This window comes from Hymenobacter swuensis DY53 (genome assembly GCF_000576555.1).
In the GTDB taxonomy this organism is placed as follows: domain Bacteria; phylum Bacteroidota; class Bacteroidia; order Cytophagales; family Hymenobacteraceae; genus Hymenobacter; species Hymenobacter swuensis.
On the sequence record NZ_CP007145.1, the window covers coordinates 1,985,648 to 1,998,358 of the forward strand.

At 61.1% G+C, this 12,711-nt stretch carries 15 protein-coding genes; 5 read left to right on the forward strand and 10 right to left on the reverse strand.

Going from position 1 to position 12,711, the window contains the following annotated elements; translation table 11 throughout:
- Window positions 1–204 precede the first annotated feature (204 nt).
- The 9 genes from HSW_RS09825 to HSW_RS09865 all read right to left on the reverse strand — a co-directional run bounded on the left by HSW_RS09825 (window position 205) and on the right by HSW_RS09865 (window position 6,851).
- Window positions 205–1,266, reverse strand: a complete 1,062-nt coding sequence (locus HSW_RS09825) for an LLM class flavin-dependent oxidoreductase (protein WP_044001789.1) — start codon at window positions 1,264–1,266, stop codon at window positions 205–207.
- A gap of 138 nt (window positions 1,267–1,404) precedes the next feature.
- Window positions 1,405–2,046: a CatB-related O-acetyltransferase gene (locus HSW_RS09830; protein WP_044001790.1), complete on the reverse strand. Its 642-nt coding sequence runs from the start codon at window positions 2,044–2,046 to the stop codon at window positions 1,405–1,407.
- Window positions 2,047–2,094: 48 nt separating this feature from the next.
- Complete coding sequence (locus HSW_RS09835; RefSeq protein WP_044001791.1) at window positions 2,095–2,505, reverse strand: DUF6691 family protein; 411 nt, start codon at window positions 2,503–2,505, stop codon at window positions 2,095–2,097.
- A 15-nt stretch (window positions 2,506–2,520) separates the two neighbouring features.
- Window positions 2,521–3,081 carry a YeeE/YedE family protein gene (locus HSW_RS09840; RefSeq protein WP_044001792.1) on the reverse strand — a complete coding sequence of 187 codons (561 nt, stop codon included), beginning with the start codon at window positions 3,079–3,081 and terminating at the stop codon, window positions 2,521–2,523.
- A gap of 30 nt (window positions 3,082–3,111) precedes the next feature.
- Window positions 3,112–3,750: a class I SAM-dependent methyltransferase gene (locus HSW_RS09845; RefSeq protein ID WP_044001793.1), complete on the reverse strand. Its 639-nt coding sequence runs from the start codon at window positions 3,748–3,750 to the stop codon at window positions 3,112–3,114.
- A gap of 147 nt (window positions 3,751–3,897) precedes the next feature.
- The gene (locus HSW_RS09850; protein WP_044001794.1) at window positions 3,898–4,236 is read right to left on the reverse strand and encodes a rhodanese-like domain-containing protein; all 339 of its coding nucleotides are present in this window, start codon (window positions 4,234–4,236) and stop codon (window positions 3,898–3,900) included.
- Between the two features lie 24 nt (window positions 4,237–4,260).
- On the reverse strand, window positions 4,261–5,598 hold the full coding sequence (locus tag HSW_RS09855; RefSeq protein WP_044001795.1) for an MBL fold metallo-hydrolase: 1,338 nt from the start codon (window positions 5,596–5,598) through the stop codon (window positions 4,261–4,263).
- A 65-nt stretch (window positions 5,599–5,663) separates the two neighbouring features.
- Window positions 5,664–6,467, reverse strand: coding sequence for a sulfite exporter TauE/SafE family protein (locus tag HSW_RS09860; protein ID WP_044001796.1), 804 nt, complete (start codon window positions 6,465–6,467; stop codon window positions 5,664–5,666).
- A 66-nt stretch (window positions 6,468–6,533) separates the two neighbouring features.
- Window positions 6,534–6,851, reverse strand: a complete 318-nt coding sequence (locus HSW_RS09865) for an ArsR/SmtB family transcription factor (RefSeq protein ID WP_231501384.1) — start codon at window positions 6,849–6,851, stop codon at window positions 6,534–6,536.
- Between the two features lie 191 nt (window positions 6,852–7,042).
- On the opposite strand from HSW_RS09865, the gene HSW_RS09870 reads away from it, so the two are divergent.
- Complete coding sequence (locus HSW_RS09870; RefSeq protein WP_044001798.1) at window positions 7,043–8,329, forward strand: cation:proton antiporter domain-containing protein; 1,287 nt, start codon at window positions 7,043–7,045, stop codon at window positions 8,327–8,329.
- 92 nt (window positions 8,330–8,421) lie between these two features.
- Window positions 8,422–9,192, forward strand: a complete 771-nt coding sequence (locus tag HSW_RS09875; protein WP_044001799.1) for a sulfite exporter TauE/SafE family protein — start codon at window positions 8,422–8,424, stop codon at window positions 9,190–9,192.
- A gap of 229 nt (window positions 9,193–9,421) precedes the next feature.
- Here HSW_RS09875 and HSW_RS09880 read toward each other — a convergent pair whose 3' ends face one another.
- Window positions 9,422–9,892, reverse strand: a complete 471-nt coding sequence (locus HSW_RS09880; protein ID WP_052346310.1) for a hypothetical protein — start codon at window positions 9,890–9,892, stop codon at window positions 9,422–9,424.
- A 221-nt stretch (window positions 9,893–10,113) separates the two neighbouring features.
- Between HSW_RS09880 and HSW_RS09885 the strand changes: the two genes are divergently transcribed.
- The 3 genes from HSW_RS09885 (at window position 10,114) to HSW_RS24230 (ending at window position 12,693) form a co-directional block, all read left to right on the forward strand.
- Entirely contained in the window at window positions 10,114–11,139 is a 1,026-nt protein-coding gene (locus HSW_RS09885; RefSeq protein ID WP_044001800.1) for an SDR family NAD(P)-dependent oxidoreductase, read from the forward strand.
- A 244-nt stretch (window positions 11,140–11,383) separates the two neighbouring features.
- Window positions 11,384–12,157, forward strand: a complete 774-nt coding sequence (locus HSW_RS09890; protein WP_044001801.1) for a prolipoprotein diacylglyceryl transferase family protein — start codon at window positions 11,384–11,386, stop codon at window positions 12,155–12,157.
- A gap of 8 nt (window positions 12,158–12,165) precedes the next feature.
- Window positions 12,166–12,693, forward strand: coding sequence for a hypothetical protein (locus HSW_RS24230; RefSeq protein ID WP_155832909.1), 528 nt, complete (start codon window positions 12,166–12,168; stop codon window positions 12,691–12,693).
- The last annotated feature ends 18 nt before the right edge of the window (window positions 12,694–12,711 follow it).

The following is a 12,711-nucleotide window of genomic DNA, read 5'->3' on the forward strand; positions in this document are numbered from 1 at the left end:
TTGTTTAGACTGATTTAAAACAATGCAAAGCTCAGGTCTATTTAGATAGATTCAAAACAGTTCCTTAGAAAAAATCTATATATGAACTCATTTAGTTGAATAATAGAAGATTGTGAAAGTTATTTTGAGGAAATACCCTGCTGTATAACGACTCAAGCCCGACACTATGCCGGGCTTGAGTGGATTTTCTACGATAGAAGTAGGTTAAATAGCCAGCGCCGGCTGCAATGCTGGGCGGGTTTGCAAGGCAAAGGTATCGGCCAGCAATTCATAGGAACGGAGCCGGTCGTCGTAGTCATGGGTGATGGTGACGGCTACCACTTCCTCCACGCCGTAGGACGCGGCCAGGGCTTCCAGTTCGGCTTTTACCTTATCCGGAGTGCCGCTCACGATGCGGGTGTGGTGGTAGGCCAGGCGGGCCTGCAAATCGGCGGAGAGGTGGCGCACGTTCACTGTTTCCACGGCTTCAATGGGGGTAAACTGGCCGGTTTCCAGCTTCAGCATCTGCAACGCCAAGTTATCTGCCAAAGCCTGGGCGTGGCCGGCCGTGTCGGCGCAGGCTACGAAGGTGGCCACGTTGGCCTGCGGGGCCGCCAACTCGGGCGAGGGCCGGAACCGCTCCCGGTAGGTCTGCACCATACGGGGGCCGCCGTTGGGGTTGATGAAGTGTGCGAAGCTGAAGGCCGCCCCCACGTGGGCCGCAAACAGCCCGCTTTGCCCGCTGGAGCTGAGCAGCCATAGTTCCGGCACGGTGTCCACGAAGGGCGCCGCCTTCACGCGGGCATGAATGGTATCCTCCACCACCTCATCCCGTAGAAACGCCCGCAGGTCCATCAGCTGCTCGGCAAAGTCTTCGTCGCGGAACTGGTTGTGGGGGTTGAGAGCGTGGGCCGTAATCCGGTCGGTGCCCGGGGCGCGCCCGATGCCCAAATCAATGCGGCCGGGGTAGAGGGCTTCGAGCAGGCGGAAGTTCTCGGCCACCTTCAGCGGAGCGTAGTGGGGCAGCATCACGCCGCCCGAACCCAGCCGGATGCGCTGGGTTTCGGCACCGAGGCGGGCCAGCAGCACCTCCGGCGAGGAACCGGCCAACGTGCGTGTATTGTGGTGTTCCGAAACCCAGAAGCGGGTGAAGCCCAGCCGGTCGGAGAGGCGGGCCAGCTCTACGGTGTGCTGCAAAGCCTCGCGCGGAGTGCGCCCCAGCGGCACCGGCGACTGGTCGAGCACGCTGAGTTGTATAGCCGGGGAAGTATGGTCAGTGGAATTCATAGAGGGCGTAACAGCCGGTTAAGCCGATAAGTTTACTGTGTCGGCTTCAGACCGAGGCTGGAAACTCTGGCGCGTCATGCTTCCGTGAAGCGTACGCTCTTGGATAACGCTTAACCGGCTGACATTTCCGAGCTGCACTTATTCGGCTTGTTCCAGCGCCGCTACATCGGCGGCCATGAGCAGGCCCAGATGGTGCGTGATTTTCTCGGCGGACCAGTGCCACCAGGCCAGCTTTTCCAGGCGGGCAATGGTGTCCTCATCAAAGCGGAAACGCACTAGCCGGGCCGGATTACCAGCCACAATGGCGTAGGCCGGCACGTTTCTCGTTACCACGGCCTTGGTCGCCACCACGGCCCCATTACCAATATGTACGCCGGGCATGATGGTGGCTTCATGGCCGATCCAGACGTCATTGCCCACTACCGTGTCGCCTTTCGAAGGGTATTTCTCCGTCACTGACTGTCCCTGCATAGCCGCTTCCCAGCCACCGCCGAAAATAGCAAACGGATACGTGGAAACGGGCGTGGTTTCATGGTTGCCGCCGTTCATAATGAACTTCACACCGGAAGCCAGGGCGCAGAAGTTACCGATGATGAGCCGGTCCCCGATGAAGTCGAAGTGATACAGCACGTTTCGCTCGAAATTGGCGGGGTCATCCAAGTCGTCGTAGTAGGTGTAGTCGCCCACGAGAATAGTGGGGCGGGTGACCAGGTTTTTCAGGAACACCAGTTTGCGGTGGTGCGGTAACGGGTGCAGTACAGTAGGATCGGGGCCGAGCATGGCAGACGGGAAAAAGAGGGGCAAAATACGCGGCAGCAACCACCTAGACTACATCGGCAGCTTGTCGCGCAGGGCGCTGTAGGTCCAGGTGCCGGCCAGGGCCGCCAGAATCATGACGGCGGCGGCGGGTGCGCCGCTGCCCAGCTGCGCAAACAAAGGGCCCGGGCAGGCGCCCGTAATGGCCCAGCCCAGCCCGAAAATCAGGCCGCCCAGCCAAGTGCCGTGGCTGTATTGCTTGTCGGCCAGCCGGATTTCCTCACCGCTGATGGTGCGCAGGCGGTTGCGCTTGATGAGTTGAATGGACAGGATGCCGACGATAATGGCCGAGCCGATAACGCCGTACATGTGGAAGCTCTGAAACCGGAACATTTCCTGAATCCGAAACCAGCTCACCACTTCACTTTTGGTCAGGATAACGCCGAAGAGCGTGCCCATCACCAGGTATTTGAGGTTTTTCATGGAAATCAGGCCGGATTAAAACAACAGCGGATACACGACCCAGGTCATGAGCAGGCCGCCCGCGAAAAAGCCGATGACGGCCACCAACGACACCCATTGCAGGTTGGACAGGCCTGAAATGGCGTGGCCCGAGGTGCAGCCGCCGGCGTAGCGCGTGCCGAAGCCCACCAGAAAGCCGCCCAGCACCATAAATACCCAGCCGCGCCAGCTGCTCAGGTTTTCCAGGGCGAACAGCTCCCGGGGCAGCAAGCCGGAAAAATCGGTGAGGTGCAGCTCGGCCCGCAGGTCGCGCACGGTGGCGGCCGAAATGGCAATGACCTCGGGGTGGCCCAGCACCCGGTAACCCAGCAGGCCGCCCAACGCAATGCCCAGCACAAACCACAGGTTCCAGGCTTCCTTGCGCCAGTTGTAGGTGAGAAACGGCAGCCCGGCGGGCACGCAGGCGGCGCAGATGTGGCGCAGCGAGCTACTGATGCCCAGGGCCTTGTTGCCGAGCAACAGTAAAACCGGCACCGTCAGGCCGATAAGCGGCCCGGCCACGTACCAGGGCCAGGGCTGGCGAAGAAAATCAAGCATAATCAACAGGGAAACAAAGCAAACAGAAGATCAGGCCGCCGGAGCAGTCTGGCGCTGGAAGGAGCAGAACAGGAAGTTCTGGGTGGTCTGGAAGGGCGTCTGGTGGTCCTCGGTGAGGCAGCGCAGCTTCCGGAACCCGGTGTGCAGCTCGGCCGTGAGGCTGGCCTCGCTGTACTGGCGGATGGGCAGGCCGCTACACTTAGTCGGGCCGGCCGGCGAGAACGTGCCCAGCGTCAGGTAGCCCCCGGGGTCCACGGCCGTGCGGGCCAGGTGCAGATAGTGGGCTATTTCGGGGGCGGTGGTGAGGAAGTGAAACGCGGCCCGGTCGTGCCAGAGGGCATAGCGGGTGGGCGGCACAAAGGCGCGCACATCGGCCTCCACCCACTGCACATGCCGGGCCGCTGCGCCCAGCCGCTGCCGCGCCCGGGCCAAAGCCACCCCGGAAATATCCAGCACCGTGAGGTTACGGTAGCCGGCCGCCAGCAGATGATCAACTAGCCGACTGTCGCCACCGCCCACGTCAATAATCGGGGCTTCCCGGGGCAGGTTGAAGGCTTCGATAAACAGCAAGGAGGTGGCCGGCACCGGCTGCGTCCAGCTCAGCTCCTGGGGCTGTTTGTGGGCGTATATCTTTTCCCAGTGCGCCTTATCGGCCGCGGAAGAATCCATCTTGGAAAGGAAATTGGAGGAGAAAAATCGGCCTGAACAATGTAGAGACGCGACACTTCGCGTCTACCCGTTGAACGACTCGGAACCGCACTCAGTAAACAACATCAGCACGCGCCGAGACGCGAAGGGTCGCGTCGCTACTCCGGTCTACCGCACCAGCGGTCCGGGCCAGTCGAGGACACCGCCGACCAGATGGGCCACGGCTGGGAAGCCGGCCCCGCTGAGCTGCCGGGCGGCCGAAGCTGAGCGCGCCCCGCTGCGGCAGTACACGTACACCGGCCGGCTGTGGTCGAGGGCCGCCACGCGTTGGGCGAAATCGGGGGCGGTAACCTCCACGTTGAGGGCGCCGGGCAGGTGGCCGCTGGCAAACTCCTCGGGCCGCCGCACATCCAGCAGCAGTGCTTCGGGCTGGCGCAAGGCCACCGCAAACTGCTCAGGACTCAGGTTCTGGTACGCGGCGGGCTTGGGCTTCAGAAAATCAAACATCAGGCAAGGAAAAACGAGGGCTTATTAGAAAAACGACTTCACCGCTTCGCCCAGATCGAAAACGGTGGCCTCGGGCAAGGCAGCGGCCACAATGCTGCTGCCCGCCGCCGAGCGGTAGCCGCCGGCGCAATGCATCACTACGGGCTTACCAGCCGGAATTTCCGGGGCCCGCTCGCGCAATTCGGGCAGCGGAATGTTGAGCGAACCGGCAAATAGCGGCTCGTCGCGGTGCTCGGTGGCCGAGCGGATATCCACGATGGTGTACTGCGCCGGGTGCTGGCGGAACTGTGTCACCTCCAGCAGCGGCAGCGTGGCCGTCGTATCCGGCGTGCCCACCAGCGCCCCCAGCGCCAGGGCTTCGTACCCGATTTTGGCGGTTTTGCGGATCAGGTCTTCCCGCGTGGCCTCGTCGGGGGCTATCAGGTAAAACTGCTCCTCGGGCCCCACAATCGAGCCCAGCCAGGTTTCGAATTTGCCGCCCTGCTGAATGTTGAGCGCCCCTGCGGCGTGGCCTTGTTTGAACTCCGCTTCGGGCCGGGCATCTACCAGCACCGCGCCGGGCTGCAAATCGGCTCCGGCTGCCAGACGCTGCACCTGCTGCACGCCGGGGGCGTAGGCCGGGGCACCGGCTTTGTTCAGGGCCACGTCGTAGCCGAAATACTTCGGGATAAACGGCTGGTCCTGGAGCAACTCCCGCACGAAGTCTGCCTCGCTCATGTCCCGCAGCATGGGGTTGCCGAATTTCTCGTCGCCGATGCTGCTGCTGCTGGCCCCGCTCAGGGCCTTGCCGCAGAGGCTGCCCGCGCCGTGGGCCGGGTACACCAGCACGGCATCGGCCAGGGGCAGGAGCTTGTCGCGCAGGGAGTGGTACATCTGCCGGGCCAGCTCCTCGCGCTGGGCCATGAGGTTGCCGGCCTTCTCGCGCAGGTCGGGCCGGCCCACGTCGCCGATAAACAGCGTGTCGCCGGTGAAAACGGCCACGTCCTGTCCCGCGCGGCTGAGCACGATGCTGATGGAATCGGGCGAGTGGCCGGGCGTGTTCAGGGCCCGGAAAGTGAGCTTGCCGCTGGTGAAGGAGTCGCCCTCATCAAAGCTTTGGTGCGGATAATCGGCCCCCAGCAGCCGGCTGACGCGGATAACGGCCCCCGTAGTCTGGGCAATTTCCAGGTGGCTGCTCACGAAGTCGGCATGCGGGTGCGTCTCGATAACGGTCACGATGCGGGCCTCGTGGGCCCGGGCAAAATCGTAGTACGGCTGCGGGTCGCGGGCCGGGTCGATGAGCACGATTTCGCGGGCGCACTCGCTCAGGATGGCGTAGGAAAAGTGGGCCAGGCCCTTGTCTTCAAACTGCTCGATTTTCATGGCAAAAAGCAACTAGAGAAAGAAATGAATGCATAACTGGCCCGTTGGAGCCGGCTCGTAGAACGTTAGAAAACCAGCTCCCGCAGCAGGATAAATGTGCCCATGGCCAGCGTAAACCACCCGAAAGCCGGCCGGAGCCTCTCGCCGGGGATGAAGCGGGCCAGGTAGGTGCCCGCCACGATGCCCGCCAGCGCAAATGCCAGAAACCCCAGCAGAAACGGCCAGGCAATGGGCGTGCCCGCGCTCAGGTCGCCACTGAACCCAATCAGTGAGTTCAGGGCAATGATGACCAGGGACGTGCCCACGGCCAGCTTCATGGGCAGACGCGCGCCCAGCACCAGGGCCGGGATAATCAGGAAGCCGCCGCCTGCTCCCACAAAGCCCGTGAGCGTGCCCACCACCAGCCCGATGCCCAGCACCAGCGGGTAGTTGAACGGCGGTTGCCCACCAGTTGCCAGCGGCGCTTCCGGCCCCCGGCTCCGGATCATGGACGCGGCGGCCACCACCATCAGCCCGGCAAAGGCCACCAGCACCAGCAAATCTTTGGTAACCACTAGCCCGCCCACCGCAAACAGCTCCGCCGGAATGGCCGGCATTACCAGCCGCCGCACCGCAAACACCGCCGCCAACGACGGTCCCAGAAACACCAGTGCCGTTTTCAGCGACACCAGCCCCTTGCGGAAGTAGCCCGAAGCGCCCACCACCGAAGTCGAGCCCACCACAAACAGCGAGTAGGCCGTGCTCAGGACCGGACTCACGCCCATCAGATACACCAGCACGGGCACCGTGAGGATGGAGCCGCCCCCGCCCATAATGCCCAGCGAAAGCCCGATAAAAATGGCAGCAACGTATCCGGCGGCGTGTAACATGAAAAGCTGAACGTATGTATTTATGAATGATTGTTCATATATTGCGGTAAAAAAAAGCCGCGTCCGCTACAGGAATGTACACGCGGCAATGCACTGGATAACATCCACCACTTCGCGCATTTTCAGGGAGTAGAACACGTTTTTGCCGTCGCGGGAGCTGCTCAGGATGCCCTTCAGCTTCATGCCCGAGAGGTGGTGGGAGGCCAGGCTCTGCTCAATGTTCAGCCGCTCGCTGATGTCGTTTACCGACAGGCTTTCCTGGGCCGCCAGCAGCTGCACAATGGCAATGCGGGTGGGGTGGGCCGTGGTTTTAAGAATGAAGGCCACCTTTTCCATCTTTTCGATGGACAGGTTCATTTCGACGGGAGCGGAGGTTGGTGCCATACGGTATGCAAATGTATGATCATTTGTTCATGTATACAAGTCGGCCAGGTATTCTGGTTCCACTGTCCGGATAATTTGTTGCCGATGGGGCCGGCCTGGCCGCTATATTGGGCCGCCGCCGGGTTGGGCGGCGGGTTTTGCCGTACAGGGCAAACCCGCGCCACTGCACCTGCCACCGGTTTTTTGCTCGCATGACGACTCCCTTACTGATCATTCTTATTGGCTTTCTGATTTTTCTGGGGCATTACCTGGCCCAGCTGTTCCAGCGCACCAAAGTGCCCGATGTGGTGGGCCTGCTGCTGGTGGGGATGCTGCTGGGGCCGGTATTTCACCTGATTGACCCCGCCGCTTTCGGGCGGGCGGGGCGGGTATTTACCAACCTGGTGCTGGTGTTTATCCTGTTTGAAAGCGGGCTGGAGGTGCGCTTCAACCAGTTGCGCTCGGCCCTGCGCGGCACGGTGGCGCTTACCACCCTCAACTTTATCGTGACGGCGCTGGTGGTGTCGGCGCTGGCCCAGTGGCTAACCAACCTGGACTTTCTCAGCTCCCTGATTCTGGGCACCATTCTGGGCGGCACCTCGTCGGCGGTAGTTACCACACTGGCCCGGGAGGTACACATTCTACCCCAAACTTCTACCACGCTGGTCATGGAATCGGCCTTCAGCGACGTGTACACGCTGGGCATTCCCATTGCGCTCATCAGCTTTTCCACGGGCGCTACCCTGAACGTGGCCGGTTTGTTTAGTCAGCTGCTGGTGGCGCTGGTGGGGGCATTGCTGGCCGGGGCCGGTGGCGGCTACGTGTGGCTGATGCTGCTGAGCAAGGTGCCCACGCTACTGAAAACCCGGTTTTCGACGCCGGCCTTCGCCTTTATTCTGTACGGGGTGGTGGAACTGCTGCAGTTCAGTGGCCCCATTGCGGTACTGTTTTTCAGCATCACGCTGGGCAACCTGCCGCTGCTGCGCCGGGGCTGGCTACGCCCGGTACTGCCCAACCAAACGGTGGAGCTGACCACCGTGGAGAAGGATTTCTTCGCCGAAATCGTGTTTCTGCTGCGCACGTTTTTCTTCGTGTACGTGGGCCTGTCCATCGTGCTCGATGATCCGGGGCTGATTGCGCTGGGCATAGGTATGGCCCTGGTGCTGTTTGTGGTGCGCATCCCGGTGGTGCTGGCCGCCGCCGACAAAACCACCCCGCAGTTCGATATGGCCCTGATGAGCATCATGATTCCGAAGGGCCTGGGGGCCGCAGTGCTGGCCACACTGCCGGCCCAGCGCGGAATGCCCGGCGGAGCCACCATCCAGACCATCACCTTTGCCGTGATTGTGGCCACCACGGTGCTGTGTACGGGGCTGTTCTTCCTGCTGGAGAAGCGCCGGATTCTGGGGTTTTACCAGCTGTTTTTCGGTCCGCCCCGGCCCCTGGAAGCTCCCGGCGTTCCGGTAGCCGACCGTTCCGGGGCCGTCCCGGGCAAGTAAGCACGAGGCGGGCCGCAGGACGTACCCGGTAGAGAAAGAAAAGCCCCGGAACTGCCGGGCCGGGTGCGTCACGGCGCTATCTTCGCGGCCGTATGATTTCGACTTTGACGCTGGGTTTGTTGTGTGGGGCGGCTTTTCTGGCCGGTTTAATTGATGCCATTGTGGGCGGCGGCGGCCTGATTCAGCTGCCCGCCATGCTGCTACTGCTGAAAGGCACGCCCACACCTACCATTCTGGGTACTGGCAAAGTATCCTCGCTGCTGGGAACGGCGGCGGCCTTCCGGCGCTACGCCGGGCAAGTGCCCATTCAGTGGCGGGCGGTGGGGCCGGCGGCGGTAGTGGCGGGCGTATTCTCGTTTCTGGGGGCGCGGGTGGTAAGCCAGCTGCCCCAGGAGCTGCTGCCGAAACTGGTGCTGGGTCTGCTGGTGATAATTGCCGTGTACACCTTCTGGCGCAAGGATTTTGGCTCGTTGCACGCCCCCAAGCTACCACCGCGGCGGGAGCCGCTGTACGGCGCACTGGTGGGCATGGTTATCGGGTTCTACGACGGGTTTTTCGGGCCGGGCACGGGCTCGTTTCTGTTGTTTGCCTTTGTGGGGCTGTTTGGCTTCGACTTCATCACGTCCTCGGCCTCGGCCAAGCTGGTGAACATTGCCACCAACCTAGCGGCCCTGGCTTACTTCGCCTACACCGGTCAGATTCTGTGGGCCGTGGCCCTGCCGATGGCCGTCAGCAACATTGCGGGCTCCACGCTGGGCGCGCACCTGGCCCTGCGCCACGGCACCGGCTTCGTGCGGGGCTTGTTTCTGGTAGTCGTCACAGCCTTTATTCTGAAGCTGGGCTGGCAGATGGTGAGCGAGTGAGGTTGTCATTGCGAGGAGGTACGACATTCCGCGAATAGAGCGGCGTCAATCCGTCCTTTACGCAGGCAAAAGCCCTAGCAAACAAAAAGCCCCTGACATACGCAATGCCAGGGGCTTTCTGCTTTTAGAAGCTTGGAATACAGACAAGGACGGATTGCTTCGGACACTGGCTTGATGCGTCACATGCCTCGCACTGACACTACATTCCTTCGTCCTCGCAATGAATACTTTACTCGCCGCCCGGCAGGCCGGGCACGGGGTTGCCTTGTACACCTTGCGAACTGGGGACGCCCATCTTCTCCTCGCGCTTACGCTGATACTTATCAAACTGGGCGGGGGAGAGGGTTTCCTTGAGCATGGCGAGGCGCGCCTGGCCGATGTCGTCGACCACGCCGGCCATTTTGCGCACGTTGCGGGCGTATTTCTGGCGGGCCGATTCCACTCCTCGTACGCTGATCAGGTTGATCTGACGCACTTTTTCCACTTGCTGTGGTGTCAGGCCCAGGGCCTTTTGCATGTTGTCGGTAAGGGCGTTGGCGCGGGCTTCTACCTGCTGCTCGTTGAGAACTGGGGCAGGACGGGCAGCGGCCGTAGTCGTAACAGGTTTAGCCTGGGGTTTGGAGCGGGCCGGCGTGGTCTGGGCCAACAGGGCCGGGGCCGTGGTGAGGGTCAGCAGAGCGGCCAGCAAATGAGTTTTCATGTAATCCGAAAGTAGGTAGTAGCGAAGCCGACGGGAAGTGCCGCTTCGGAATTGAGGCAGTAAAGATGATGCCAGTTTTGCAAACCGGACTGCCAGAACGCCGCAACGGACCGGGGTATTCCATTTCGGGCGGAAAAATATTCGGGCACCTGCATGCACGGCGCAACCTTTCCCTTTCGATTCGCTTACAACGGCTGTCCACCTCCCCAACCCTCCCGCCTATGAAACCTGATACCCGCAACTCTTTGCTGGTGGCCGCTGCCAGCGCCATCGGTCTGTTCGCTGCCACGCTCTACGCCAACCGCCGGGGCGACTACGACCTGCGCGGCCGGGTGGTGCTCATCACGGGCGGCTCGCGCGGACTGGGCCTGATTCTGGCCCGGCAGGCGGTAGCCGAGGGTGCCCGCGTCGCCATCTGCGCCCGCGACGCCGACGAGCTGGAGCGGGCCCGCCAGGAACTGGCCGCCGGTGGGGCCGACGTACTGGCCCTGGCCCGCGACCTGTCGGAACCCACCGAGGTGCGCACATTGGTGGCCGAAGTAGAGCAGCGTTTCGGGCCGGTGGAGGTGCTCATCAACAACGCCGGCCTCATCAGCGTCGGGGCGCTCGACCACATGGAGGTGCGGGATTACGAGGATTCGCTGAAAGTGCATTTCTGGGCTCCGCTGCATGCCATGCAGGCCGTGCTGCCAGCCATGCGCCGCCGGGGCGAGGGCCGCATTGTGAATATTGCCTCCGTGGGCGGCAAGGTGGCAGTACCGCACTTAGTGCCGTACAGCGCCGGCAAGTTCGCGCTGGTGGGCCTCTCGGAAGGCTTCCGGGCCGAGCTGCTGCAATACGGCATTGAGGTAACCACCGTGTGCCCCGGCCTGATGCGCACCGGCAGCCCCCGCAACGCCACGCTCAAGGGCCAGCACGAGAAGGAGTACGCCTGGTTCAGTATTGCCGATTCGCTGCCGGCCATTTCGATGGATGCGGAGCGGGCCGGCCGCGAAATCTGGAACGCCTGCCGCCGCGGCGACGCCGAGGTGATTCTGGGGTTGCCGGCCAAGCTGCTTTCCCTCTTTCACGGCCTGCTGCCCGGCACCACCGCCAACCTGCTCAGCTGGGCCAACCGCAGCCTGCCCGGCCCCGCCGACGTGGTCGGCAACGAGCGGCGCTTCGGCTACGAGGCCGAATCGGAGGTAACCAAATCCTGGCTCACTACCCTCACCCGCAAGGCCGAAGCGGAGAATAACGAGCGGTGATTTGGTTGTGCGATAAAAATAGCCAGTACAACAAGGAATGTCATGCGGAGCGTAGTTGAAGCATCTCGCGTGCTGATGTTGCAATAGTATTCCTACTGTCAGCACGCGAGATGCTTCGACTACGGCTCCGCCTGCGCTCAGCATAACGTTCCGGGTTCGGAATGACATTCTAAGTCTGGAACATCGTTCTACTGGGATGGAATAGGGTTCTTCGTATAATTGCTGCCAACAACCGGCAACCGACTTGACCTATCCCGTTCACCTTTCCTTGGGGCCGCTGGTGCTGCCGGTGCATCTGCTGCTGGAGGTGCTGGCGTATTCCGGCGGCTACCGGCTCTACCAGCACCTGCGCCGCCGCACCCTCGACCCGATTTCAGAGGAAAACCGCCTCTGGATATTCGTGGGCTGCGCGGCCGGGGCGCTGTTGGGCTCCCGGCTGCTGGGTCTGCTGGAGCACCCGGGCCTACTGGCGAATCCGCCCGGGGGCTGGCTGTACTACTTCACCAACAAAACCATCGTGGGTGGCCTGTTGGGCGGTTTGGTAGGGGTGGAGCTGACCAAAAAGCGCCTCGGCGTCACCACGTCCAGCGGTGATTTAATGGTGTACCCAGTTATCCTGGGCATGGGCATCGGGCGGCTAGGCTGCCACTTCTCGGGTCTCGAAGATGGCACCTTCGGCACGGCTACTATGCTGCCCTGGGCCATCAACTTCGGCGACGGCGTGCCGCGCCACCCCACCAACCTCTACGAAATCCTGTGGCTGCTGCTGCTGGGGGCGTTGCTCTGGCTGCGGGAGCGGCGCGGGCCGCTGCCGGATGGCTGGCGGTTCCGGTTTTTTATGGTAGGTTACCTGCTGTTCCGGCTGCTGGTGGAGTTCCTCAAACCCACGCCCGCCCCGGCCGGCTGGGGCCTCACCGCCATCCAATGGGCCTGCGTGGCGGGGTTGGGATATTATGCGTGGTTGTTTGGACGGGAAGAAGTTAAATACCAGTCAAGCGTCAATACGGTGAATCAGTAACTTGCATTATGCATTACTTTCTAATTTCAGCAGTAGTTCTTATTATGCTTTATTTTTTGAATAAAGCCAGTGGGAAAAGAGTAGAGCCTTATGAGCAGGGAAGGTATTCTCTTTACATGAGTAGAATATATCAATGTATCGGTCTTCTGGGTATTGGAATGAGTATAGTTGTTTTGTTTATGCCAGTATTAGCGGAAGAATACACAGCTGAAATATTTGTAGCAACTGGTGTTCTTTTCCTGTTAACGATGGGTTTGTCACTGCCATGTTTTCTTTGGTACAAGAACCACCGTTTGCAATTTGACTCATCAGAAGTAATATCCAGGAATTTCAAGGGCAAAGAGCAGATAATCAAATGGGAAGACGTTGCACAGGTTCGTTTCAGTGCTTTGTCAGGTTTATTAACTCTAATTGATAAGCGAGGAAATACTGCAAAAGCTCATCAGCATCTGGTGGGATTTTCCACTTTTGTTCATGAACTGAAAAGTCAGAAGAATAAGTGCAATTTCAGTAGCGAGTTACCTCCTGGAATCTGATAAGTTGATAGAAAAATC

What these genes read in the sequence shown, in the direction of transcription:
- HSW_RS24230 (WP_155832909.1), top strand. Translation starts at nt 12,166, where the DNA reads ATGCATTACTTTCTAATTTCAGCAGTAGTTCTTATTATGCTTTATTTT.
- HSW_RS09825 (WP_044001789.1), bottom strand. Translation starts at nt 1,266, where the DNA reads ATGAATTCCACTGACCATACTTCCCCGGCTATACAACTCAGCGTGCTC.
- HSW_RS09860 (WP_044001796.1), bottom strand. Translation starts at nt 6,467, where the DNA reads ATGTTACACGCCGCCGGATACGTTGCTGCCATTTTTATCGGGCTTTCG.
- HSW_RS09880 (WP_052346310.1), bottom strand. Translation starts at nt 9,892, where the DNA reads ATGAAAACTCATTTGCTGGCCGCTCTGCTGACCCTCACCACGGCCCCG.
- HSW_RS09840 (WP_044001792.1), bottom strand. Translation starts at nt 3,081, where the DNA reads ATGCTTGATTTTCTTCGCCAGCCCTGGCCCTGGTACGTGGCCGGGCCG.
- HSW_RS09830 (WP_044001790.1), bottom strand. Translation starts at nt 2,046, where the DNA reads ATGCTCGGCCCCGATCCTACTGTACTGCACCCGTTACCGCACCACCGC.
- HSW_RS09850 (WP_044001794.1), bottom strand. Translation starts at nt 4,236, where the DNA reads ATGTTTGATTTTCTGAAGCCCAAGCCCGCCGCGTACCAGAACCTGAGT.
- HSW_RS09865 (WP_231501384.1), bottom strand. Translation starts at nt 6,851, where the DNA reads ATGGCACCAACCTCCGCTCCCGTCGAAATGAACCTGTCCATCGAAAAG.
- HSW_RS09885 (WP_044001800.1), top strand. Translation starts at nt 10,114, where the DNA reads ATGAAACCTGATACCCGCAACTCTTTGCTGGTGGCCGCTGCCAGCGCC.
- HSW_RS09835 (WP_044001791.1), bottom strand. Translation starts at nt 2,505, where the DNA reads ATGAAAAACCTCAAATACCTGGTGATGGGCACGCTCTTCGGCGTTATC.
- HSW_RS09845 (WP_044001793.1), bottom strand. Translation starts at nt 3,750, where the DNA reads ATGGATTCTTCCGCGGCCGATAAGGCGCACTGGGAAAAGATATACGCC.
- HSW_RS09855 (WP_044001795.1), bottom strand. Translation starts at nt 5,598, where the DNA reads ATGAAAATCGAGCAGTTTGAAGACAAGGGCCTGGCCCACTTTTCCTAC.
- HSW_RS09875 (WP_044001799.1), top strand. Translation starts at nt 8,422, where the DNA reads ATGATTTCGACTTTGACGCTGGGTTTGTTGTGTGGGGCGGCTTTTCTG.
- HSW_RS09870 (WP_044001798.1), top strand. Translation starts at nt 7,043, where the DNA reads ATGACGACTCCCTTACTGATCATTCTTATTGGCTTTCTGATTTTTCTG.